The sequence below is a fragment of the Mesorhizobium sp. B3-1-7 genome (genome assembly GCF_006439385.1).
Taxonomy (GTDB): domain Bacteria; phylum Pseudomonadota; class Alphaproteobacteria; order Rhizobiales; family Rhizobiaceae; genus Mesorhizobium.
In genome coordinates, this window is sequence record NZ_VFTL01000031.1 from 48,213 (window position 1) to 69,741 (window position 21,529).

General features: G+C 64.1%; 26 protein-coding genes and 2 tRNA genes. 18 read left to right on the forward strand and 10 right to left on the reverse strand.

The window, feature by feature from the left end:
- The first annotated feature begins 50 nt into the window (after positions 1–50).
- The 7 genes from speB (at position 51) to FJ417_RS24010 (ending at position 5,570) form a co-directional block, all read left to right on the forward strand.
- Positions 51–854, forward strand: a complete 804-nt coding sequence (gene speB, locus FJ417_RS23980) for an agmatinase (RefSeq protein ID WP_140785132.1) — start codon at positions 51–53, stop codon at positions 852–854.
- Between the two features lie 74 nt (positions 855–928).
- Entirely contained in the window at positions 929–1,702 is a 774-nt protein-coding gene (dapB, locus tag FJ417_RS23985) for a 4-hydroxy-tetrahydrodipicolinate reductase (protein ID WP_140785133.1), read from the forward strand.
- Between the two features lie 201 nt (positions 1,703–1,903).
- A complete protein-coding gene (locus FJ417_RS23990) occupies positions 1,904–2,881 on the forward strand; it encodes an ABC transporter substrate-binding protein (protein ID WP_246672542.1) in 978 nt (325 codons plus the stop codon).
- Positions 2,882–3,140: 259 nt separating this feature from the next.
- Positions 3,141–3,995, forward strand: coding sequence for an ABC transporter ATP-binding protein (locus FJ417_RS23995; RefSeq protein ID WP_140785134.1), 855 nt, complete (start codon positions 3,141–3,143; stop codon positions 3,993–3,995).
- A 13-nt stretch (positions 3,996–4,008) separates the two neighbouring features.
- A complete protein-coding gene (locus FJ417_RS24000; RefSeq protein WP_140680686.1) occupies positions 4,009–4,884 on the forward strand; it encodes an ABC transporter permease in 876 nt (291 codons plus the stop codon).
- Positions 4,885–4,980: 96 nt separating this feature from the next.
- On the forward strand, positions 4,981–5,271 hold the full coding sequence (locus tag FJ417_RS24005) for a type II toxin-antitoxin system ParD family antitoxin (RefSeq protein WP_140648064.1): 291 nt from the start codon (positions 4,981–4,983) through the stop codon (positions 5,269–5,271).
- The gene (locus FJ417_RS24010; RefSeq protein WP_140785135.1) at positions 5,268–5,570 is read left to right on the forward strand and encodes a type II toxin-antitoxin system RelE/ParE family toxin; all 303 of its coding nucleotides are present in this window, start codon (positions 5,268–5,270) and stop codon (positions 5,568–5,570) included. Before FJ417_RS24005 ends, FJ417_RS24010 begins: the two co-directional genes overlap by 4 nt.
- A gap of 21 nt (positions 5,571–5,591) precedes the next feature.
- Here the strand turns inward: FJ417_RS24010 and FJ417_RS24015 are convergent, their stop codons facing one another.
- A complete protein-coding gene (locus FJ417_RS24015) occupies positions 5,592–6,959 on the reverse strand; it encodes a sensor histidine kinase (protein ID WP_140785136.1) in 1,368 nt (455 codons plus the stop codon).
- Entirely contained in the window at positions 6,956–7,633 is a 678-nt protein-coding gene (locus FJ417_RS24020) for a response regulator (protein WP_140648061.1), read from the reverse strand. The genes FJ417_RS24015 and FJ417_RS24020 overlap by 4 nt, the downstream gene beginning before the upstream one ends.
- 483 nt (positions 7,634–8,116) lie before the next feature.
- On the opposite strand from FJ417_RS24020, the gene FJ417_RS24025 reads away from it, so the two are divergent.
- The 4 genes from FJ417_RS24025 to FJ417_RS24040 all read left to right on the forward strand — a co-directional run bounded on the left by FJ417_RS24025 (position 8,117) and on the right by FJ417_RS24040 (position 9,665).
- On the forward strand, positions 8,117–8,350 hold the full coding sequence (locus tag FJ417_RS24025; RefSeq protein WP_140648060.1) for a DUF680 domain-containing protein: 234 nt from the start codon (positions 8,117–8,119) through the stop codon (positions 8,348–8,350).
- 65 nt (positions 8,351–8,415) lie between these two features.
- Positions 8,416–8,613 (forward strand): DUF680 domain-containing protein, encoded by a 198-nt coding sequence (locus tag FJ417_RS24030; RefSeq protein WP_140648059.1) that lies wholly within the window; start codon positions 8,416–8,418, stop codon positions 8,611–8,613.
- 322 nt (positions 8,614–8,935) lie between these two features.
- Positions 8,936–9,142 carry a DUF680 domain-containing protein gene (locus tag FJ417_RS24035; RefSeq protein ID WP_140785137.1) on the forward strand — a complete coding sequence of 69 codons (207 nt, stop codon included), beginning with the start codon at positions 8,936–8,938 and terminating at the stop codon, positions 9,140–9,142.
- A 280-nt stretch (positions 9,143–9,422) separates the two neighbouring features.
- A complete protein-coding gene (locus tag FJ417_RS24040) occupies positions 9,423–9,665 on the forward strand; it encodes a DUF680 domain-containing protein (protein ID WP_140785138.1) in 243 nt (80 codons plus the stop codon).
- A gap of 104 nt (positions 9,666–9,769) precedes the next feature.
- On the opposite strand, the gene FJ417_RS24045 is transcribed toward FJ417_RS24040, so the two are convergent.
- Genes FJ417_RS24045 through purM form a run of 3 tightly spaced genes read right to left on the reverse strand, consistent with a single transcriptional unit; the run spans position 9,770 to position 12,077 of the window.
- Positions 9,770–10,285, reverse strand: coding sequence for a histidine phosphatase family protein (locus tag FJ417_RS24045; RefSeq protein ID WP_140785139.1), 516 nt, complete (start codon positions 10,283–10,285; stop codon positions 9,770–9,772).
- An 8-nt stretch (positions 10,286–10,293) separates the two neighbouring features.
- A complete protein-coding gene (gene purN / locus FJ417_RS24050) occupies positions 10,294–11,001 on the reverse strand; it encodes a phosphoribosylglycinamide formyltransferase (protein WP_140648055.1) in 708 nt (235 codons plus the stop codon).
- Positions 10,998–12,077, reverse strand: a complete 1,080-nt coding sequence (gene purM / locus FJ417_RS24055; protein WP_140648079.1) for a phosphoribosylformylglycinamidine cyclo-ligase — start codon at positions 12,075–12,077, stop codon at positions 10,998–11,000. Before purM ends, purN begins: the two co-directional genes overlap by 4 nt.
- 209 nt (positions 12,078–12,286) lie before the next feature.
- Here purM and FJ417_RS24060 point away from each other — a divergent pair, with 209 nt between their 5' ends.
- The 3 genes from FJ417_RS24060 to hdaA are packed head-to-tail and all read left to right on the forward strand — an operon-like array spanning position 12,287 to position 14,769.
- Positions 12,287–12,904 carry a CDP-alcohol phosphatidyltransferase family protein gene (locus FJ417_RS24060; protein WP_140785140.1) on the forward strand — a complete coding sequence of 206 codons (618 nt, stop codon included), beginning with the start codon at positions 12,287–12,289 and terminating at the stop codon, positions 12,902–12,904.
- Positions 12,816–14,063, forward strand: a complete 1,248-nt coding sequence (locus tag FJ417_RS24065; RefSeq protein WP_246687531.1) for an AI-2E family transporter — start codon at positions 12,816–12,818, stop codon at positions 14,061–14,063. The genes FJ417_RS24060 and FJ417_RS24065 overlap by 89 nt, the downstream gene beginning before the upstream one ends.
- Before the next feature lies 1 nt (position 14,064).
- Positions 14,065–14,769: a DnaA regulatory inactivator HdaA gene (gene hdaA / locus FJ417_RS24070; RefSeq protein WP_140785141.1), complete on the forward strand. Its 705-nt coding sequence runs from the start codon at positions 14,065–14,067 to the stop codon at positions 14,767–14,769.
- A gap of 6 nt (positions 14,770–14,775) precedes the next feature.
- Here the strand turns inward: hdaA and FJ417_RS24075 are convergent, their stop codons facing one another.
- The 4 genes from FJ417_RS24075 to FJ417_RS33850 all read right to left on the reverse strand — a co-directional run bounded on the left by FJ417_RS24075 (position 14,776) and on the right by FJ417_RS33850 (position 17,981).
- Complete coding sequence (locus FJ417_RS24075; RefSeq protein ID WP_140785142.1) at positions 14,776–15,039, reverse strand: hypothetical protein; 264 nt, start codon at positions 15,037–15,039, stop codon at positions 14,776–14,778.
- 511 nt (positions 15,040–15,550) lie between these two features.
- A tRNA-Pro gene (locus FJ417_RS24080) sits at positions 15,551–15,627 on the reverse strand.
- A gap of 73 nt (positions 15,628–15,700) precedes the next feature.
- Positions 15,701–16,876 (reverse strand): NAD(P)/FAD-dependent oxidoreductase, encoded by a 1,176-nt coding sequence (locus FJ417_RS24085; RefSeq protein ID WP_140785153.1) that lies wholly within the window; start codon positions 16,874–16,876, stop codon positions 15,701–15,703.
- A 136-nt stretch (positions 16,877–17,012) separates the two neighbouring features.
- A complete protein-coding gene (locus tag FJ417_RS33850) occupies positions 17,013–17,981 on the reverse strand; it encodes an NAD(P)H-dependent oxidoreductase (protein ID WP_140785143.1) in 969 nt (322 codons plus the stop codon).
- A gap of 241 nt (positions 17,982–18,222) precedes the next feature.
- Here FJ417_RS33850 and FJ417_RS24095 point away from each other — a divergent pair, with 241 nt between their 5' ends.
- Together FJ417_RS24095 and FJ417_RS24100 are read left to right on the forward strand one after the other, a co-directional pair.
- On the forward strand, positions 18,223–18,528 hold the full coding sequence (locus tag FJ417_RS24095; protein WP_140680654.1) for an ETC complex I subunit: 306 nt from the start codon (positions 18,223–18,225) through the stop codon (positions 18,526–18,528).
- A 58-nt stretch (positions 18,529–18,586) separates the two neighbouring features.
- Positions 18,587–18,663, forward strand: a tRNA-Arg gene (locus tag FJ417_RS24100).
- A 75-nt stretch (positions 18,664–18,738) separates the two neighbouring features.
- Here FJ417_RS24100 and FJ417_RS24105 read toward each other — a convergent pair.
- Positions 18,739–19,665 carry a hypothetical protein gene (locus FJ417_RS24105; protein ID WP_140785144.1) on the reverse strand — a complete coding sequence of 309 codons (927 nt, stop codon included), beginning with the start codon at positions 19,663–19,665 and terminating at the stop codon, positions 18,739–18,741.
- 298 nt (positions 19,666–19,963) lie between these two features.
- Here FJ417_RS24105 and FJ417_RS33855 point away from each other — a divergent pair, with 298 nt between their 5' ends.
- Both FJ417_RS33855 and FJ417_RS24115 read left to right on the forward strand, forming a co-directional pair.
- Positions 19,964–20,545, forward strand: coding sequence for a CatB-related O-acetyltransferase (locus FJ417_RS33855; protein ID WP_140785145.1), 582 nt, complete (start codon positions 19,964–19,966; stop codon positions 20,543–20,545).
- A 15-nt stretch (positions 20,546–20,560) separates the two neighbouring features.
- Entirely contained in the window at positions 20,561–21,523 is a 963-nt protein-coding gene (locus FJ417_RS24115) for a glycosyltransferase (protein ID WP_140785146.1), read from the forward strand.
- The last annotated feature ends 6 nt before the right edge of the window (positions 21,524–21,529 follow it).

Sequence of the window (21,529 nt, forward strand, 5' to 3'; positions counted from 1 at the left end):
CAGCTCCGGCGTCTATAGAGGCCCTTGTCTCGGCAACGAAGGAGGATGTCGTGGCCAAGGTCTCGCTTCTGGGCATTCCGCATGACGAGAATTCGTCCTATCTGCGCGGGCCGGCCGAGGCGCCGCCGCTGATCCGGCGCGAACTCGCAAGCGACGCCTACACTTCATGGTCGGAAACAGGTTTCGACCTGACGGACCGCTTCGTCGATCACGGCGACATCGATTTCACCCAGCCCGGCGACCCGTGGCAGCGGATCGAGGCCGAGGTCGGCCGCGCGCTCGACGCCGGCCATCCGCTGATCTCGCTCGGCGGCGATCATGCGATCTCCTGGCCGGTGCTGCGCGCGGTGCGCCGTCGCCACCAGAGCCTCACGATCGTCCATATCGACGCGCATCCGGACATCTATCATGCCTATGACGACAATCCGCGCTCGCACACCTCGCCCTTTGCCCGCGTCATGGAGGAGAAGCTGGCCGACCGGCTGATCCAGATCGGCCTGCGCACCGTCAACGATCACCATCGCGACCAGTTCAAGCGCTTCGGCGTCGAGGTGGTGGAGATGCGGCATTTCAGGGAAGGGCTGCAGTTCGACCTCAAGACGCCCGTCTACATCTCGATGGACATCGACGCTCTCGATCCGGCCTTCGCCCCCGGCATCTCGCACCGCGAGCCGGGCGGCTTCACCACCCGCCAGGTCATCGGCCTGATCCAGGCAATAGACCAACCGATCGTCGCCGCTGACGTGGTCGAATACAATCCGCGCCAGGACCTCTCCAACGTGACGGCGCTGGTCGCCGCCAAGCTGGTCAAGGAAATCGCCGGCATGATGCTGAAGACCAACGGCGCCGCCTGAATCAACGCTTGAATCAATTTGCCAGGGCGGTGTGCTAGAGGATTGTTCCGACTCAGCTTTCGACAAGGATCGCCATGCCGCAGCCGCTCAGGATAGCCGTCGCCGGCGCGCTCGGCCGCATGGGCCGGCAGATGGCGCAAACCGTCGCGGCCGATCCGCGGCTGCAGCTCGTCACGCGCTTCCATCGGCCGGGCAGTACGGACCAGGGGCTGCTTGAGCGCGACGAAGCGCTGGCGCTTGCCGATGTGGTCGTCGATTTCACCACGCCCGCGGCTTCCGCCGAGTTGGCCAAGGCCTGCGCCGCGCGCGGCGGTCCGGCGCTGGTGATCGGCTCGACAGGTTTCGACGGCGCTGAACTGGAGGCGATTGCCGACGCCGCGAAGAAGATCGCCGTCGTGCGCTCCGGAAACTATTCGCTGGGGCTCAACATGCTGACCGGGCTGGTTGAGCAGGCAGCGAGGGTGCTTGACCCCGACGATTGCGACATCGAGATCCTTGAAGCGCATCACCGCATGAAGGTCGACGCACCGTCGGGCACGGCGCTGATGCTCGGCGAAGCGGCGGCGCGCGGGCGCGGCGTCGAGCTGGACGATGCGGCGCAGCGCACCCGCGACGGCCACGTCGGTCCGCGCCCAACCGGCGAGATCGGCTTTGCCGTTGTGCGCGGCAGCATCGTCGGCGAGCATAGCGTGAGCTTCCTCACCGAAGGCGAGACGCTCACGCTCTCGCATGCCGCCGGCGACCGCTCGATGTTCGCGCGGGGCGCCATCGCGGCGGCACTCTGGGTCGCCGGGCGGCCGCCGAGCGAATATGATATGCGCGACGTTCTCGGCTTCACTGCCTCGTGACCGGGAACCAAGCCGGATTCCATTCCACGGCCGCCAAAACGGCTGAAAGCCAGCTGAAAGCTTGGCCATGCCATGACGGTTTTGTGGCGTTCGCCACATGAGCGGCCTGGGAGCGGCCGGCAGGAGGAAATGCGGCGCGGCGCGCCGCCCAGTGGAGGAAATTACGTGACCGGTTTCATCTCTAAACGCGCGCTGCGCTCAATGGCGCTGACGCTTGCCATGGTTGGCGCTGGCGCATCGGCGGCATCGGCTGCCGACAAGATCACCATCATCGTCGGCGGCATGGAAAAGCAGATCTATCTGCCGGCCGTGCTCACCCAGCAGCTCGGCTATTTCAAGGATGAAGGCCTTGATGTCGAGCTGATCAACTCGCGCGCCGGCGTCGAGGCCGAAAACGAATTGCTGGCTGGTGCCGTACAGGGTGTCGTCGGCTTCTACGATCATACCGTCGACCTGCAGTCGAAGGGCAAATACATCCAGTCGATCGTGCAGTTCAGCCAGGCGCCGGGCGAGGTCGAGCTGGTCTCGGCCAAGCATCCGGAGATCAAGTCGCCGGCCGATTTCAAGGGCGCGACGCTCGGCGTCACCGGGCTCGGCTCCTCGACCGATTTCCTGACGCAGTATCTCGCCGTTCGCAGCGGCCTGAAGCCGGGCGATTACACGCTGCTTCCGGTCGGCGCCGGCAACACCTTCATCGCCGCCGTCAAGCAGGACCAGATCCAGGCCGGCATGACCACCGAGCCGACCATCGCCAAGCTGCTCCAGACCGGCGAGGCCAAGGTGTTGGTCGATATGCGCACGCCCGAAAAGACCAAGGCAGCACTTGGCGGCGACTATCCGGCGGCCTCCTTCTATGTGCAGTCGAGCTGGCTCGAGGGCCACAAGGACGAGGCGCAGAAGCTCGCCAATGCCTTCGTCAAGACGATGAAGTTCATCGCCGGGCACTCCGCCGAAGAGATCGCCGATAAGATGCCGAAGGACTATTACGCCGGCAGCAAGGACCTCTATGTGCAGGGCCTGGCCGGCGGCAAGGCGATGTTCACGCCGGATGGCCGCATGCCGGCCGATGGACCGGAGACCGTGCTGAAGGTTCTGTCGACCTTCTCCAAGAGCCTGCAGGGCAAGCAGATCGACCTGTCGAAAACCTACACGACCGAGTTCGTCGACGCGGCGAAGTAAGCATCAACAGGCGAGGGCGGGCCGATCGGTCCGCCCTTGGAGCAATTCCAGGAAAAGTGTGAAACGGTTTTCCGCCCGGAATTGCGTCAAGCAAAGAGATAGAGCGGTTTGGCGTGAAACGGCGAACCGCTCTAGAGAACAACGACTTGCGCCGGCTGCCTGAATCAATTCTGCAGCGGCGCCTTCCGGATGCCAAGCTGCGGCAAGCCCTCTGGCTTTAGCCAAAGGCATCTTCGCACCACCACGATAGGAGTGTGCCATGCAGTTGCAGACCATGGCGGCGGAGAAACTGTCTCCGGCCGCGCCGCCGGCCGATGCCGCGATCGCCATCGACGACGTGACGCTGCGCTTCGTTACGCCCGACGGCCACATGATGACGGCGATCCGCGATTTCACCATGACGGTGGCGCGCGGCGAGTTCGCCTGTGTCGTCGGGCCGACCGGCTGCGGCAAGTCGACGACGCTCAACCTGGTCACCGGGCTGTTGCGTCCGACCACCGGCAATGTCCGCGTCATGGGCAATCCGGTCACCGACATCAGCCGCGACATCGGCTTCGTCTTCCAGGCCGACGCGCTGTTTCCGTGGCGCAGCGTCCTCGACAACGTCGCCGCCGGTCCGCTCTTCCGCGGCACGCCGAAGAGAGAAGCCTATGAGAAGGCGCGCGACTGGATCGGCCGGGTCGGCCTTTCGCGGTTCGAGAAGCACTATCCGCACCAGCTTTCGGGCGGCATGCGCAAGCGCGCGGCGCTTGCCCAGACCTTCATCAACCAGCCCAAGATCCTGTTGATGGACGAGCCCTTCAGCGCGCTCGACATGCAAACCCGCACGGCAATGCAGGACGAATTGCTGGACCTCTGGTCGGGGCTGAAATCATCCGTCGTTTTCGTCACGCATGACCTCGAGGAAGCGGTGGCGCTGGCCGACAAGGTCTATGTGCTCACCGCAGGCCCGGGCACGGTGAAGAGCGTCTACCGCATCGACCTGCCGCGCCCGCGCGTCATGTCCGACATTCGCTACGACCCGAAATTCATCGAGATTGCCAAGGTGATCTGGAGCGATCTGCGCGAGGAAGTGCAGCTCGGCCAGAGCCGCGGCCTCCAGACCGGCCATTGACAGGAGACACAGCATGACCGCCATTTCTCCCACCGATCAGGCCGCCGCCCGCGCCACTTCGATCGTCGCCGCCGAAGCGCAGGCAAGGGCACGGCTGCGCAAGCGCCATGCCTTGGTCATCGGCCTGCGCCTCGCGATCCTCGTCGTCTTCCTTGGGCTTTGGGAACTCTGCGCCGATTACAACATCATCGATCCGTTCTTCTTCTCCAGCCCGTCGGGCATCTGGGAACAGATCTGGTCCTGGATCACCGAAGGCACTTCGCAGGGGCCGCTCTGGCTGCAGATCTATGTGACGCTGGAAGAGACCTTCCTCGGTTTCGTCATCGGCGCCGTCGGCGGCATCGTGGCGGGCATCATCCTCGGCCGCAACAAGCTGCTGGCCGACGTCTTTTCGATCTACATCAAGATCGCCAACTCCGTGCCGCGCGTGGTGCTTGGCTCGGTCTTCATCATCGCGCTTGGCCTCGGCATGGCCTCCAAGGTGGCGCTGGCTGTCGTCATGGTGTTCTTCGTCGTCTTCGCCAACGCCTTCCAGGGCGTGCGCGAGGCCGACCGCGCGATGATCGCCAACGCCCAGATCCTCGGCGCCTCGCCGATGCAGATCACCACCTCGGTCATCATCCCTTCGGCGATGAGCTGGATCCTCGCCAGCCTGCATGTCTCCTTCGGCTTCGCGCTAGTCGGCGCCGTGGTCGGCGAGTTCCTCGGCGCCAAGCAGGGCATGGGTCTCTTGATCTCCACCGCGCAGGGCGCCTTCAACGCCAACGGCGTCTTCGCCGCCATGATCATCCTGGCGGTAATGGCGCTGGTGGTGGAGTTCATCATCACCCGCTTCGAGAACTATGTGGTGAAGTGGCGCCCGGCGCCGTTCAACGAGCAGGGGGCTTGATTGATCACCGCACACCATCATGGTGTGCGGTTTCCCCTAGGGTGTATGACAAAGTCATGCGCCTGTGCTATATTGAGGGTATCGAGGAGACGAGTCATGCGAAACTCTCAGCCCCTGACGATCACGCTGCCGCTTGAGATGGCACAGATGGTGAAAAATAAGGTTGCCTCTGGCGAATACGCCACCGAAAGCGAGGTCATCCGCGATGGCCTGCGTACGCTTGCGGCGCGTGACGCGGCGGTTGAACGCTGGCTGCGCGAGGAAGTCGTGCCGACGATGCAGGATGCGCGCGCCAATCCTGAGAAGCTTTTGACGGCCGAGCAGATGCGCCGCAATCTCTCGGAGCACATCAACGCGATCGTCGCCAAACCACGCTCCGGTGCATGAAATACCAGGTCAGATTCCATGCTGCAGCCGAGCGAGACATAGCCGAACTGCTGAGCGAACTCGCGCCGAAGGCTGGCGTGGAAATCGCGTTGCGCTTTGTCGGGCGCATTGTCGATTATTGCCTCGACTTTGAGACTTTTCCCGAGCGCGGCACACGTCATGACGAAATCGCTCCGGGTTTGCGCACGGTAGGATGGCGCCGACGCGCGACGATCGCGTTTGAAGTCGCCGGTGACAAAGTGATCATCTTGCGGATTCTCTACGCCGGCCGGACGCTTGATTTGCCGGACGAAGAGTAAAAGGGTCGCCACTCGACCTGATCACGCAAGCGGCAGCCGCACCTCGACCTTGAGCCCGCCCGCGGCGGCGTCGCCCAGCGTGACGCTGCCGCCGGCATTCTCGACCACCTCGCGCACAATGGCGAGACCAAGACCGCTGCCTTCCTCGGCCGAGCCGGCGAGGCGGTAGAAGCGCTCGAAGACATGCTCCCGCTCTTCCGCCGGGATTCCCGGTCCGGCATCGCTCACCGTAAGCTCGGCCTCGCCATCCGTCGTCGCCAGCCTCACCGTGACGCTACCGCCAGATCTGGAATAGCGCAGCGCGTTGTCGACCAGGTTGACGATCATCTCGCGCAGCATCGTGCCGTCGCCGACCACCGTCACCGGTCCGTTTTCCTCGAGGCCGAGGTCGATGTCGCGGTTGATCGCCGCCGGCGCTTGCGCTTCCAGCACATGGCGGGCGGCTTCGGTGAGGTCGATGCGGTCGGCGCGCGGCCGTCGGCTGCCAGGTTCCGCCCTCGACAGCGTAAGCAGCTGTTCGGCCAACCGCGCCAATTTGCCCGAGCTCGCCTGCAAGGCGACCAGCGCCTCTTGGCGCCGGTCGGCCGCGGTTTCGCGCAAGGCATAGCTTGCCTGCGTCGACAAGAGCGCCAGCGGCGTGCGCAGTTGGTGCGCGGCATTGGCGATGAAGCGCCGCTGCGCCGCCATCTGCGCCCGCACGCGCTCCATATAGGCGTTGAGCGCTTCGATCAGCGGCCGGATCTCGCTCTGCGCGCCCGGGACCTCGACCGGGTCGAGATCGCTGCGGCTTCGCGAGCGCACCGCGTCGCGCAGCCGGATCAGCGGCGCCAGCCCGCGGCGCAGGCCAAGCAGCACGAACACGCCGGCAATAGCCACCAAGGCAAGCTGCTGGGCGAAGGCGCTGAGCCACAGGCGCTTCACCATCGCGTCATGTCCGGCGAGCGTGACGCCGACAGTGACCTTGATCGGCGAATCGGTACCGGCGCCGATCACGGCATGGCTGAGCGTCGCCAGGCGCAGCGGGTGATCGCGATAGGCAGCCTCGATGCTGCCGCGCTCCGGCGCCACGGGCAGATCGGGATAGCCGGTCAGCAGCCGCCCGCCGGCGGTCTCGACCCGGTAATAGACGCTGTCCCGGTCGCCGGTGTCGAACATCTCGATCGCCGCCGGCGGCACGGTGGCGTCGAGCGCGCCGTCGGCCATTGCCACCTGCTCGGCAATGGCGCGCGCCGAGCCGACCAGCATGCGGTCGGTGACGAGATCTGCGGTCGCCAGCGCGTTGTGCTGGCTGGTCCACAGATTGATGGCGGCGAGCCCGGCAAGCGGCAGCACCACCCAGGCCAGCAATTGCAGGCGAAGGCTGCCGATCCGAAACCCGTCGATCCTCATGGCGCCGGATCGTCGTGGCGCAACAGGTAGCCGAGGCCGCGCAAGGTGGCGATCTGGACGCGCGATCCCTCCAGCTTCTTGCGCAGCCGGTGCACGTAGATCTCGATGGCGCTGGGGTCGGCGTCGGTTTCGAAATCGTAGATCGCGGTCGAGAGCGCCGCCTTGCTCACCGTGCGGCCGGCCTTGACGACCAGCTGTTCCAGCACGGCGTGCTCGCGCGGTGTCAGCGACAACGTCGCGCCGGCAAGCGAGAACAGGCGTGTATTGGTGTCGAAGACCAGATCGCCGCAGGCAATGACTGGCGCGGTGCGGTCGTTGGCGCGGCGCAACTGCACGCGGATGCGCGCTTCCAACTCCTCGATCTGGAAGGGTTTCGCCAGATAGTCGTCGGCGCCTTCGTTGAGGCCCTTGACCCGGCCGTCGAGGCTGGCATTGGCGGTGAGCACGATCACCGGCACCGGGTTGCCGCGCGCCCGCAACCTTTTCAGCACCTCCATGCCGCCCATGCGGGGCAGGGCAAGATCTAGGATGATCAAGGCATGGTCGCCAGCGGCCAAAGCATGCTCGACATCCTCGCCGTCATGCACGACATCGACGACATAGCTCGCCTGGCGCAGCGTCTTGCTCAGCCAATCGGCCAGTTCGCGGTTGTCCTCGACAAGCAGCAGCCGCATCGTTTGTCGCTGTTTCCTCCCAATGGCGTCGACCGACGCCAAAGCGCGGAAGGCGGCGTCCAAATTGGTTCCCGAGGCAACCGATAGTATCGATCCGCGCGCAAGGCAAACGTGGTTTCCCGGCGGTCGCCATCCCGGTCGCGGCACCTGCCGAGCCGCTTGTTCGGTCGGGCAAGCGATGAAATCGAACCGTTCGGTTCAATTATGTTGACGGTTCGTGTAGCTATGGTGAACACCGGCAGCCCTTACCAGGATGCCGTATCGCGCGGCCTTTGCTGTAACAGATTGATATTAAACGATAACAATGTGGCCGCCGCGTCCTTCGCCTAATTTCAAGATCGAACCGAACGGTTCGGTTCGCAACTTTTCGTGATTGGAAATGGCAGCAGGGCCGACCCATTTCGGGGTGGTCCGAGCGACGCGAACTTCCATTACGGCACGCCACTAGACGGACATGACTTTTTGAAATCTGGAGTACCTAAAATGAACAAGATTGCTTTTGCCGCCGCTGCTTTCCTCATTGCCACGGGCAGCGCTTTCGCCGGCAGCGACCATTACAACCCCAACGACGCCAGCCAGTCGGCCGTGACGGCCCCTGCGGGCAACGTCGACCGGACCGTTACCGGCTCGATCAACAAGTTCGAACAGCGCTTCATCAAGAATGCGCCCAGCTCGAACCAGCAGGAATCCGGCCAGGGCCTCTGGGGCAACCACTAAGCTGGTTCCAGTCCTGACCAAAATCTGACCATCAACTCATCATCCTTGAATTTGGAGTAACTCAAATGACCAAGATCGCTCTTACCGCTGCCGCCCTCCTCGTCGCCACTGGCGCCGCTTTCGCTGGGTCCGACCACTACAACCCCAACGAAGCCAACCGGCCGGTCGACACCTCGATTACTGCTTCGGTCAAGACTTCGGACGCGAACGTCCAGAAGCCGGCGACCCAGGCTCCTGCCCAGGATCTGTTCGGCAACCGCTGAACGCCCTGGTCTTCCAAGACTTCAAAGCGGCGGGCTTGTCCCGCCGCTCTGTTTTTCTAAGGCCGGCTGCTCCCGGGCAGGCTTTTTCAGGGTTGATCAAGCATTCATCACGAAGCGGTGATGCTGTAACGATGCCCCTGGTGCCGTCGAAGTGGGAGTAAGGGCCGATAGACGGGGCCGATGCCAAGGAAATTCAAGTGTGTCGAACGAGCGGGCAGCACCCGGGCGATGTCCGAGGCTACCCCTGTGCCGATCCACTAGGTCATCTGATCGTCGATCGCGCCTGATCAAACAGCGCAACCCGAAACCAGGAGTATTTGAAATGACCAACATCGCTCTTACCGCCGCCGCCCTGCTTGTCGCCACTGGCGCCGCCTTCGCTGGGTCGGACCACTACAACCCCAATGAGGCCAACCGGCCGACTGCTTCGGTCGACAGCTCGTTCACCGCTTCGATCAAGAATTCGGGCGCGAATGTCCAGAAGCCGGCGGCCCAGGCCGCTGATCAGGATCTTTTCGGCAACCGCTGAATGGCCTGGTTCCAAGACCTCGAGCGGCGGGCTTGTCCCGCCGCTCTGTTTTTCTACAGCCGGCTACCGGCATTGTGAAATCGCTTCACAAGTATTTGTATCACAAGCATTTGTAATCGTTTGTCTTTTTCTCGGCGAAGTTTGGGCCGACGCTGCCGGGGCCGCTAAAGAAAGCGAGCGGGCCGGGAATAAATCCCGGCCGCCGCGGGTCTTGTCGGCAGCGGGGTCATCCTCCCAAGGCCTCCGCCCCGATGAAGCCGAACGAACAAGGAAAACCGAAATGACCAGGATCGCTCTCACCACTGCCGCAATGCTTCTCGCGATGGGCTCCGCCTTCGCCGGCAGCGATCACTACGACCCCAATGACGTCAACCCGCCGACCGCCGGCGTCGACAGGGCCTACACGGCTTCGGTCGGCAAGCGTGAGGTTGCCAAGCAGGCCGATGTCGACACCTCGATGACGACAGGTTCGGCTGGATCCAAGGCTTGGTCCGACCCGGGCCAGGGCATCTGGGGCAACTGATCTTTGACGCTTTGAACTGTCAAAGGCGGCGGACTTGCTCCGCCGCCTTTTGTTTTACGCGGCGAGCAGCGCCAATCGCAGTGCGAGGGGATCGGCGGTTCGCTCTAGGCCAAATCCTTCGGCCGAACACAATGCGTCAGCCGCGCGCCGCGAAAGTCGACGTCCACCCAATCCTCGTCCAGCGTGAACCGCGCGAGCGCCGCCGTCGGGAACTTCGCTTCGATCTTCTTGAAGACAGCCTCATCCGATCCGGCGCCGGCCAGCCGCAGCGCAAAATGCTGCAGGCCGGGATTGTGGCCGATCACCAGCAGGCTCTCCGCCTTGGCCTGCCGCACACGCGCCAGGATGGCGCCGACTGCTGCCTCGTAGAGTTCCTCGGCAAATTGTGCCGGCACATGCTTGGGCAGTTCGGCCGCGACCAGCCGCCAGGTGTCGCGGGTGCGCAGCGCCGGCGAGACCAGCGCCAGGTCCGGCAGCCAGCCGCGCCGGGCAAGCTCGCGCCCCATCAGCGGCGCCGTCTTCAGCCCGCGTGGCCCGAGCGGCCGATCGAAATCGGCGAGGGAGGGATCGTCCCAGCTCGACTTGGCATGGCGCAGGATAAGCAGCTGTCTCACGGGCATTGACGCCTCTACGGCGTGATCCGCGCCAGCTGTTCAAGGTCTCTCTCCTCGCGCAGCGGATCCGGCGCCATCACCACCGAGGTGGCATTTTCGGCATCGTCGGCGAAATGGGCAAGCACGGTGTGGCCCTTTTCCATGCGCGCTTTGCCTTCCGCAACGAGCCCCAGCGCCAGCGGGTAGAGCCGGTGCTCGACCTTCAGCACCCGCGCGGCCAGCGTGTCCTCATTGTCGCCGACCATCACCGGCACGGCGGCCTGGGCGATGATCGGGCCGTCGTCCATCTCGGGGGTGACGAAATGCACCGAGCAGCCATGGATGCGAACGCCGGCGCGGATCGCGCGCGCATGCGTGTCCAAACCCTTGAAGGCCGGCAGCAGGGCAGGGTGGATGTTGACTATGCGTCCCTGCCATTTCTCGACAAGGCCGCGGCCGAGGATGCGCATATAGCCGGCCAGGGCGACGATGTCGGCGCCGAAGCCGGTGAGCGCGGCATCGATCGCGGCGTCATAGGCATCCTTGCTCGGATGGTCGGCGCGCTGGATGACCTTGGTGGCGATGCCGCGCGACTGGGCGATGCCGAGGCCGGCCGCGTTGGCGCGGTCGGAAATGACGCCGACGATTTCCGCCGGATAGCTTGGATCGGCGGCCGCCGCGATCAGCGCCGTCATGTTGGAGCCGCGTCCCGAGATCAGGACGACCGTGCGTTTCCTGCTCATAGGCCGATCGAGCCCCGATAGATGACGCCAGCGTCTCGGCGTGGCACGATGCGGCCGATCGGCGTCACCGTTTCGCCGGCTTCCTGCAGCACTGCCGCCACTTGCGCCGCCTGGCCGGAAGCGACGGCGAGGACCATGCCGATGCCGCAGTTGAAGGTGCGCATCATTTCTTCCGGCGCCACGCCGCCGGTCTTGGCCAGCCACGAGAACACCGGCGGCACGTCGATTGCCTCGAGATCGAGCTCGGCGGAGAAATCCTTGGGCAGCACGCGCGGAATGTTTTCCGGGAAACCGCCGCCGGTGATGTGGGCCAGCGCCTTGATGCCATGCGTGTTGCGGATCGCCTTCAGGATTGACTTCACATAGATGCGCGTCGGCTCGAGCAGCGCTTCCGCGAGGCTCAGTTCCTCGTTGAACGGCGCCGGATCGCTCCAGCCAAGGCCGCTCGTGGCAACGATGCGGCGCACCAGCGAAAAGCCGTTGGAGTGCAGGCCGGACGAGGCAAGGCCGAGCAGCATGTCGCCCTCGACGATGTCGTCGGTCGGCAGCAACTGGCCGCGTTCGGCAGCACCCACGGCAAAGCCGGCAAGGTCATAGTCCTTGTCGTGATACATGCCGGGCATTTCCGCCGTCTCGCCGCCGATCAGCGCGCAGCCGGCCTGCCGGCAGCCTTGCGCGATGCCGCCGACGATCGAAGCGCCCTGGTCCGGGTCGAGCTTGCCTGTGGCGAAATAGTCGAGGAAGAACAGCGGCTCGGCGCCCTGCACGACGATGTCGTTGACGCACATGGCGACGAGGTCGATGCCGATCGTATCGTGCTTGCCGGCGTCGATGGCGATCTTGAGCTTGGTGCCGACGCCGTCATTGGCCGCGACCAGCACCGGGTCGGTGAAGCCGGCGGCCTTCAGGTCGAACAGCCCGCCGAAGCCGCCGATCTCACCGTCGGCGCCCGGCCGGCGCGTCGTGCGCACCAGCGGCTTGATCTTCTCGACCATCAGATTGCCGGCATCGATATCGACGCCAGCCTCGGCATAGGTGAGCCCGTTCTTGCGCTTGGCCTGGTCGCCCTTGCTCATGGTCGGCTCGTCCCTGTTTCCATTGCGGGCTCTTCGCATGAATGGTTTCGGGGAGCAAGGATGACGGTCGTTCCTGCCGATAAAAGCGTCGAAAGCGGAAGCGGCCAATCTCCCGCGCAAACGGATTGGCAGCTTCGCCGTCCCGCTACTTGCGCCCACCCGCCATCTCCCTCATCTATTCCCCAACAAGGACCACGACGGGACATCACGTGACCTTTCCCAACATGATCACGATCATGCGGCTGCTGCTCGTGCCCGCGGTGGTGCTGGCCATGCTGCAGTCGCTTTGGGGTTGGGCCTTCGCCGGGTTCCTCGTCGCCGGCATCTCCGATGGCGTCGACGGCTTCATCGCGCGCCGCTGGAACCAGTCGTCCAGCCTCGGCACCTATCTCGATCCCATCGCCGACAAGCTTCTGCTGGTCTCGGTCTTCGTCGTCATGGGTTTTGCCGGCGAACTGCCGCTCTGGCTGGTGGTGACCATGGTCTCGCGTGACGGGTTGATCGTCTGCGCAGTGCTCTTGTCCAGCGTCATGAGCCATCCGGTCGAGATGAAGCCACTCTTCGTGTCGAAGGCCAACACCGCGGCGCAGATCGTGCTGGCGGCGCTTGTGCTGGGCGAGTTGGCCTTCTCGGTGCATCTCGGCCCGCTGCGGACCGCGCTCATATTGCTGACCGGGGTCTTGACCGTGGCTTCGGCCGCAGCCTATCTCGTGGCTTGGCTAAGACATATGAGCGGCTATGGCGAAGGCTCCCGGACGAGCAACTCCCAGACCGGCGACATCAAGTCGGGCATCGGCAAGTCGGGCGGCTCCAACACGGGCGCCTGACAATGACGCCGCAGCGATCGCGGCCGACGACGGCTCGGGCGGGCTTCGCCGCCAGGCCTTCTTCTGGCTGGCCACGGCTGTCCTGCTGGCGCTGTTCCTCTATGTCTTCTCGGGCATCCTCCTGCCTTTCGTCGCCGGCATGGTGCTCGCCTATTTCCTCGACCCGGTCGCCGACTGGCTGCAGCGGCTCGGCCTCTCGCGCCTGATGGCGACGGTGGTGATCCTGATTGCCTTCATCGTCGTCGTGGTGCTGGCCTTCGTTATCCTGGTGCCGGTGCTGGCCACCCAGATGGCCGATTTCGCCCGCAAGCTGCCGGAATATCTCACCCGCCTGCAGTCGCTGATCACCAGCTTCGATCCGAAATGGCTGGAGCAGCGCTTTGGCGTCAACGCCGCCGGCCTGCGCGACGGGCTGAACTCGCTGCTCACCACCGGCTTCGGGCTGCTCACCACCGTCTTCACCTCGATCTGGAGTTCGGGCGTGGCGCTGGTATCGGTCGTCAGCCTGTTCGTCGTCACCCCGGTCGTCGCCTTCTACATGCTGCTCGACTGGGACCGCATGGTGGCGGTGGTCGACAGCTGGGTGCCGCGCGACTATGTCGAGACGGTGCGCGCGCTCGCCCGCGACATCAACACCGCCACCGCCGGCTTCGTGCGCGGTCAAGGCACGCTCTGCCTGGTGCTCGGCGCGATGTATGCCACGGGTCTGACGCTGACCGGGCTGAACTTCGCCATCCTGATCGGCTTCTTCGCCGGGCTGATCTCCTTCATCCCCTATGTCGGCTCCTTGACCGGGCTGGTGCTCGCCGTCGGCGTCGCCTTCGTCCAGTTCTGGCCGGACTGGACAATGATCGTGGCGGTGGCCTGCGTGTTCTTCGTCGGCCAGTTCATCGAGGGCAACATCCTGCAGCCGAGGCTGGTCGGCAAAAGCGTCGGTCTGCATCCGGTCTGGCTGATGTTCGCGCTGTTTGCCTTCGGCGCGCTGTTCGGCTTCGTCGGCCTTTTGATCGCCGTCCCGGCCTCGGCGGCGATTGCCGTGCTGGTGCGCTTCGCCATCGGCCGCTATCTCGAATCGCCGCTTTACAAGGGTCATGCCGCCCGGCCCGTGCCGCCATTGCCAGCCGACCGCGGCGGCGGCCATCGCTCGAAGCGGGGCTGAAATGGCTGCTCAGCCAGCCGATACGCCGCGCCAGCTGCCGCTCGATCTCGGCCACGGCACCGGCTATTCGCGCGACGAACTCGTCGTCTCGGGCACCAATGCGCAGGCGGGATCGCTGATCGACCGCTGGCCGGACTGGCCGTCGCCGGTGGTCGTGCTGGCAGGGCCGCCCGGTTCCGGCAAGACGCATCTCGCCCGGATCTGGCAGGATCGGACGCACGCCGTCGCCATCGATCCCGGCCGGATCGACGAGCACATTGCCGGTCTCGGCACCGGGCCGGCGCTTATCGACGATGTCGACAAAGGCCCGATCGACGAGCAGGGCCTGTTCCACCTGATCAACGCCGTGCGCGGCGCGGGTTCGACGCTGCTTTTGACGGCGCGGCGGTTCCCCTCGGCCTGGCGCGTCGCGCTGCCCGATCTCATCTCGCGGCTGAAGGCGGCGGCGACGGTCGAGATCCACGAGCCCGACGACCTTTTGCTTGCCGGCGTCATCACAAAGCTGTTCGCCGACCGCCAGGTCGAAGTCGAGCCGCATGTGGTGCAATACCTGGTGCGCCGCATCGAGCGTTCGCTCGGCACCGCGATGCGCGTTGTCGAGCGCCTCGATCGCGCCGGCCTCGAGCGCAAGACGCCGATCACCCGCGTCTTGGCCGCCGAGACCGTCAGCGCCATGGACGAGGGGCAGGGCGAGTTCGATATCTGAGGCCTGTCACGCCCATAGTCCGGCCAGATGCCGGGCCAAAAGATAGACTCCCGTGTGCGCCGCCACATAACAGGCGGCGACTAGGATGAAGAACAGCAGGCCGGCGGACCGCGACCGGGCTACGCCGCCATTCCTCTTGCTGGGCCGGTTGTTCCAAACCCACACGGCAGCGCACAGAATTGCCCAGACCACCATCACCGCAACCGTAAAGCCGTAATAGGCCAGATAGGCCGGGCCGATCAGCGACAGCAGAGCCTCGAGAACGGGCATCGAAAATCCCCCTGGTTCGAAGTCTAGACCGGCGACAAAGTTGGAGGCGAGGGATTATTCGAGCCACGGCGGGCGTTTCCGTGATCAACCCGTGGGAGTACGCGGCGTAGCCGTCCCATTCCGGAACAGTCTTTCCGGCATCGCTCTTGCAACGCGGACAATGCCGGTTGATCCCGGCCCCGGTCGCGTTCCAGATCGGGTTGTAGGCTCGCCGGGCTCGAGGTGTTGGGGTTCTCGCCCGGCGGGTTTACCGCCGATTCGCCCGCGCCGTTGAATGGCTGGTTCCGCTTGCCCGTGAGCCTGTCCCGCGCCGAGCAGCAAGCTGCCGCCACCTATGGCGAGGCCGCATTGACGCGCGTCGTTGAAGAGGGGAGGATCATAGGTCGCGGGGCACCCATGTCAGCTGCCCTGGAAACATCCGCAACGATGATGGTGTTGGCGTCCCAATTGTCTCTGTCTTCCGGCTGTAATGCAGGGACGGCGAGACCGATTTGGTCTAGGAAGCAAGCAATGGTCGGAGTGGCAGGATTTGAACCTGCGACCCCCTGATCCCAAATCAGGTGCGCTACCAGGCTGCGCTACACTCCGACGTCCCGCGGCGTATAGGGGGCGTACGCCCGGAAGGCAACACAAAAACCGAGGTCGGAACTGACGATGCCACTCAGCGTTTCTGACTGGCGATCTTCCTGGCGATCGCAGCGCCCTGGATCCTTGCATTGGCAAAGCAGCCGCGAATACTCGGCCGCATGCCGGTGAACCAAAGCCCGGGCAGCTTCGGGTCGTTCGCGGCGCCGTTGAACAGCGGCACGCCCTTGGCGTCGAGCACGCCGAGCCGGCCCAGCATCGTCTCCAGCCCGGTGCGGTAGCCGGTGGCGGCAATGACGATGTCGGGCGCGATCGTCTGTCCATCGTCCAGCACGGCGCCGTCGCGCCTGAATTCGCGCAGCTGCGGCACGACGATGATGCGCCCGGCCTTGATGGCATCGACCGCGCCGTCGTCGGCGGCGATCGCCGTATAGTCGGAGCCGAGCCGGCTGGCGCCGCCCGACGGGGCAGGAGGCAGGCCGTATTTCGTCAGATCCCCGAACACCAGGCGCTGCGTTGCCGCCATGGCTGCGTCCGCGAGCCGTGTCGGCAGGCTTGCCATCACCGGCGAGATGCGATGCACCGCGATCTTGCCGATGCGCTTGGGCAGCAGCGAAGGTCCGTTGCGCGCCGAAAGCCACATCTGGCCCGTCTCGACGCGGGAAAGATGGTTGAGCGCGTCGAAGCCGGAATTGCCGGCGCCGACCACCAACACCTTCTTGCCGGCATAGTCGCTCGCCTTGCCGAAATCGGCCGAGTGGATGATCGATCCTGAAAAATCCGCCATGCCCGTCCAGGCCGGGATGAAGGGTTGCCGGTCGCGCCCGGTGGCGACCACCACATATCGCGCCGCCTTCAAGCCCGCGCTTGTCCGCAGCAGCCAGTGGTCGCCGCGAAATTCGATCTCGTCGACCTTGACGCCGAAGGCGATCGGCAGCCTGTGCGTCTCGGCGAAATCGTTGAGATGGCGGATGACGGCGCTGCGGTGCGGGAAGGCCGGCGTTCCCGCGGGATAGGAAACGCCCGGCAGCGAAGAAAGATCGCGATGCGTGTTGAGGTGCAGGTTGTCGTGGCGGCGATGCCAGGGTTCGGCCAGCCGTTCCTCGCGTTCCAGGATCTGCGTCGTCACGTCGGCCTTGGCCAGCGCGTGCGCGGCGGCAAGCCCCGCGGCGCCCGCGCCGATGACAATCGCGCCTTCCAGTATCGCTGGCTCGCCGGCCCCCGACGGCAAGACTTTCGCTTCCGCGCCCATACGTGTCTTTATCGCCGTCATCATGCCTTCAACTGGCACGACCATGTATCTGACATATGCCGCCCACGGGCCAAAAGGAATAGGCCTATGTTGCAAAGACCTCCGGCATTGTGTCGCGGATTTTTGCAAGCGCCGGCTAATGAACCGGGTCGGCGTGGCGATGCACCAGCTTGAACGCGCCGTCCTCCAGCCGGAACACTTCCGTGACCCGCAAGGTCATCTCGGTCGCCTCGCCGTTTCTGCCCATGCGCGCCTTGGCATGCTGCAAGCCACTCCAGAAGGCCAGATCGCCGCTTGCCGACGCCTGCAGCACCTCGAGGTCGGTGTTGCCGCCCTTGTGGAAGCTCGCAGCATCGCGCTCGTAACGGCCGGCAACCGCTTCGGCCCCTTCGAGATGGTCGCCGCGCGGCGAGAAGAACGTCGCCGGCCCGGCACGGGTGACGATCGCTTTCAGCGAGGAGGCGTCGCCATTGACATAGTCCCCGGCAATCTTCTCGCGCTGCTTCATGAAGGCATCGAAGGACGAGCCGCCAGGATGCACCGTCCTGATCCAGGTCTCCAGGCTGGCCATGAAATTCTCGAGGAAGGTGGCGGTGTCGGCGTTGGTCACCGCGCCTTGGTCGTCCAACAGCTCCGAGACATTGCCTATATAGGCCTCCGGCTGCTGCATCACCGGCATGTCGAGGAAGACGAAGGTTTGTCTCAGCGCATGGTTGGAGCCGAAGGCGCCGATCTTGCTCGGGCTGACGCTGACGACCCCCGCGGGCAGGCCCTTGAACACGCTCTTGCCCGGCGGCCGCGAGCCGACATCGAGCGCATTCTTCAGACAGCCCGGGATCGAGCGGTTGTATTCCGGGGTGACGAACAGCACCGCGTCGCATTCGCGTATCGCCGCGCGGAAGGCCGACCACGCCGCCGGCGGGCTGTCGCCGTCCAGATCCTCGTTGTAAAGCGGCAGGTCGCTGATCTCGATGAAGCGGCAGCGCACCGAATCCGGCGCGCGGGCGGCGAGCGCCTTGGCGATCTTGCGGCTGAAGGATTGGGCGCGCAGGCTGCCGACAAGCACGGCGAGCTGCAGGACGGGGTGTTCGGTTGCATTGGTCATGGCGAACGTCCGCTTCTGATGGATGCTTCACGGGAAGGCTGGCTCCGGCCGGCCGCCCGACCTTTCGATAATGTCGCCGGCGCGGCGAGGTTCCCAGCGCCGTGGGAACGCAGGGGCGCTTGCGGCCTTGCCGCCGCGCCCATTGCACAGTAATGACGGATTGGCGTGAAATCGGGACTTCCGTAGGATCCCCGGAGGCGCTGAACGAGGTGCCCGATCTTCGGGCGGCAAAGAGGTGGTCATGTCCGCGCGCATTTTCAGTCCAGCCAAAACCGCGATGCAGTCCGGCAAGGCCAAGACCGGACATTGGGTGCTGGAATTCGATCCCGCCCAGCGCAAGAAGATCGATCCGCTGATGGGCTACACCACCTCGGGTGACATGCTGAGCCAGGTGAAGCTCACCTTCGAGACGAAGGAAGAGGCCATGGCTTATGCCGAGAAGGAAAAGATCGCCTATCGCGTCGAAGAGCCGAAGGAAGCCAAGCGCCGGCAGATTTCCTATTCGGACAATTTCCGCTATGACCGCAGGACGCCCTGGACGCACTGACTTCCCGAGTCTTGCCTCGCCTTGGCGCAGCGCGCATCAGCCGGCCCGGCCGGCCGACGGTCCCGTAGCTCAGCTGGATAGAGCACCGGCCTTCTAAGCCGATGGTCGCAGGTTCGAATCCTGCCGGGATCGCCAGTTTATTCAACGGCTTACGGGACTTGGCTGATTCTGGATCCAACCTTCGCCAACGGCTCGGTCGCGAAAACCTCGTCAGAAATCACTCACCGTCTGCCCGGCCGGGCCGCCGAGATAAGTGTTCCACACATAATCCCGAAGCATTTCCCGATGCTCCACCGTCCGGTGGTGGTAACCCGGTCTTTCGGGGTATGACACGCCGGCGAGGTGAAAGAAGGCGCCGTCGATGAACTCGTGGTGCCCGACCACGCCGGCCATGGTCATCGGCCGCTGTTCCACGGTTGCCACGGCGACATCTGCCTCGGCGAGTTTCGAATAGAGGATTGCCCAGTTGGCGGCGCCGGTGTCGAGGCCGAGATTTATGCGGGGTTCGAAATTCAGCTTGTAGGCGGCCACGGCGGAGAACCGGTAGAAGCAGTAGCCGGCCCACAGATTCCAGTGCCGATCCTCCGGCTTGGCCTTGTAGACATGGTTTTCGTTGCCGTATGCCCTGCGTCCATACACCGTTTTGCCAGCCAGCTTGGACGGAATGTCAAATGGCGCGACCGGGAAGCAGTCGTGATCGATGAAGCCGAAAAGCTCCGGCTTCAGATGGCGCACGATGTTGTGGAAGGCCCATGTGATGGCGGTTCCGTGCGATCGCGACAGGTGCTTTTCGACCCGCATAGGCAGGGCAAGGTAAGGCACCCCGCGCATTTCGCAGATGCGGGCAATCGCCTCTCTCGCCGCGATCTTGGTCGAGTTGTCGACGACGACCAGCGTCATTCCCGGCGGCCGCATTTCCCATGCCTTCGTCAAAGCGTCGATCACCCAGGGCACGTTGAAGGCGATCGTGATGCAGACGCGCGACACTCCGGCACCCTGCAATTCTTTCGCCAGACGGCGCCCGGACGCACGCCCCCGATATTCGAAGGCCTTGTAGACAAACTGGTTCCTGACGATTTTCACCCAGATGACGGCGGGATTTCTGCTTATTCCGTCAACTATTGTCTTGAACGCCACGCTGCCTCTCAACAGGCGGCCGAGCTACAGAAATGGTAGAAGTCGGCCTGCCACCGCATCCCTTTGCTTCGAAGCGGCATGAAAATCAAGGGGACTGTAATTGCTGACCGGCGCAGGCGTGATCGATGCTGGTTCCCTTCTCCCGGGTGGACGGAACTACAACAGTGCAATGATGTCGCCAGGAGAACTGGCCGATCTTGCAATTCTGGCCCAAATTACGCTGCCCCGGGAGCCACCGGCTTGTTGGTTCGGCTCATCTGCGGCTATGTCGCTCGATTGCTGTGGCTGAGGTCTGCGAATGTCGTCGATTTCCAGATGGTTCAAGGACGCACGCTCCAAGTTGCCGGAGCATGTAACGGTTGGCCGCCATACTTACGGCGTGACGTGGCGAAAGGTTCTGTTCCCCTTGAAGGATGCTCCGCTGCAAGTTGGCGCCTTCTGCTCGGTTGCCGGTCGAGTGCTTTTCATTTGCTCTGGCCAGCATCCAACCGACAGCGCAACATCATTCCCGATCTACAGCCGATTGCTGAAGCAGCCCGAGCCGATCGTGAATGGCGGCAAGCCGGCCGGCATCACCGTCGGCAACGATGTCTGGATCGGCAACGGTGCGATGATACTGCCGGGGGTGGAAATCGGCGATGGCGCGATTGTCGGCGCCGGAGCTGTCGTCACCAAAAAAGTGCCGCCCTACGCGATCGTCGGCGGGTCTCCGGCCACCCTGATCAGGTATCGATTCCCGGAGGAGACCATATCGAAGCTTCTGGCGATCCAATGGTGGCGCTGGGACGATGACAAGATCAAGAGCGAGGCGGCCTCGCTCACCGGCCCGATCGAGGCTTTCGTTGAGAAGCATTTTGTGGCAGGCACCGCGGCGAAATAAGGGTTGCGGTGGCGAATGACCAAATCGTGTTTCTTCCTGGCCACGGACGCCAAATACTTTCCATATGCCTGCCTGGCGGCGCGTCGGATAATCGATGTCTCGACACCGGTCGACGGCTTTCTGCTCTACACCGGTGCGAGCGAACCGGACCTAGAAGTTGCCCGCCATCTGCTGAAAGGCAAGGTCGAACTGGTCGATGTCACGGACTTCATGACGAATTTCGGCTTTCGCTTCGGAACATACAGCATTGCCGCTTACGTTCGGCTTTTCGCCGACCGGTTTCCGGTTTTCGAGCCATACGATCGCATCGCATACACGGATTGCGATGTCCTCTTCAACAGAGACATCAATGACCTGACCGGGCAGCGGCTGCGCGCCCCGCTGCTCGCCGCGCATGACGACTACATGTATTTCAGGCCTTCATATCGGCAAAAGCTCAAGCTGGCGCCCGGCGCGCCTTATTTCAATTCCGGTGTCGTCGTCTTCGATATGGACGCTGTCCGGGAGAAGGCCCTGCTGGAGCGGACGCGAAAGACCGCCATTGATGGCAAGATGAATGACCAAAATGCTCTGAACGTCGCCTTCGAGGGCAAATGGCAGACGATGCACCCAAACTGGAATCTGCAATCGCTCGGAACGAGAGAATTTCGCTTCCCGCAGGCCTGGGCCAGGCATTTCGCGGGCGGCAAGCCGTGGGGCAATCAGGTCGGGGTCGAACTCGAAGCGCTGGGCATCTGGCGCGACCTGGCAGAGGACACGCCCTGGCAAAAGCCGTTCGAGCAGCGCATACCATTCGAGCGCGGGGTGATGAAGCGCTTCTTCCGGCGCTTCGATGCTGTTGCGGGCCTTTTCGGCAAGGACGTGCAACGCCGCCGGGCCAGGTATGACGGCACGAAGATGCATCGGATCTACGCCCGGCAGGCGGATGAAGGAGCGATGGCGGTCCAGTTTCCGGAAGTACTTGGCGGATTCGCCTGATCGGGT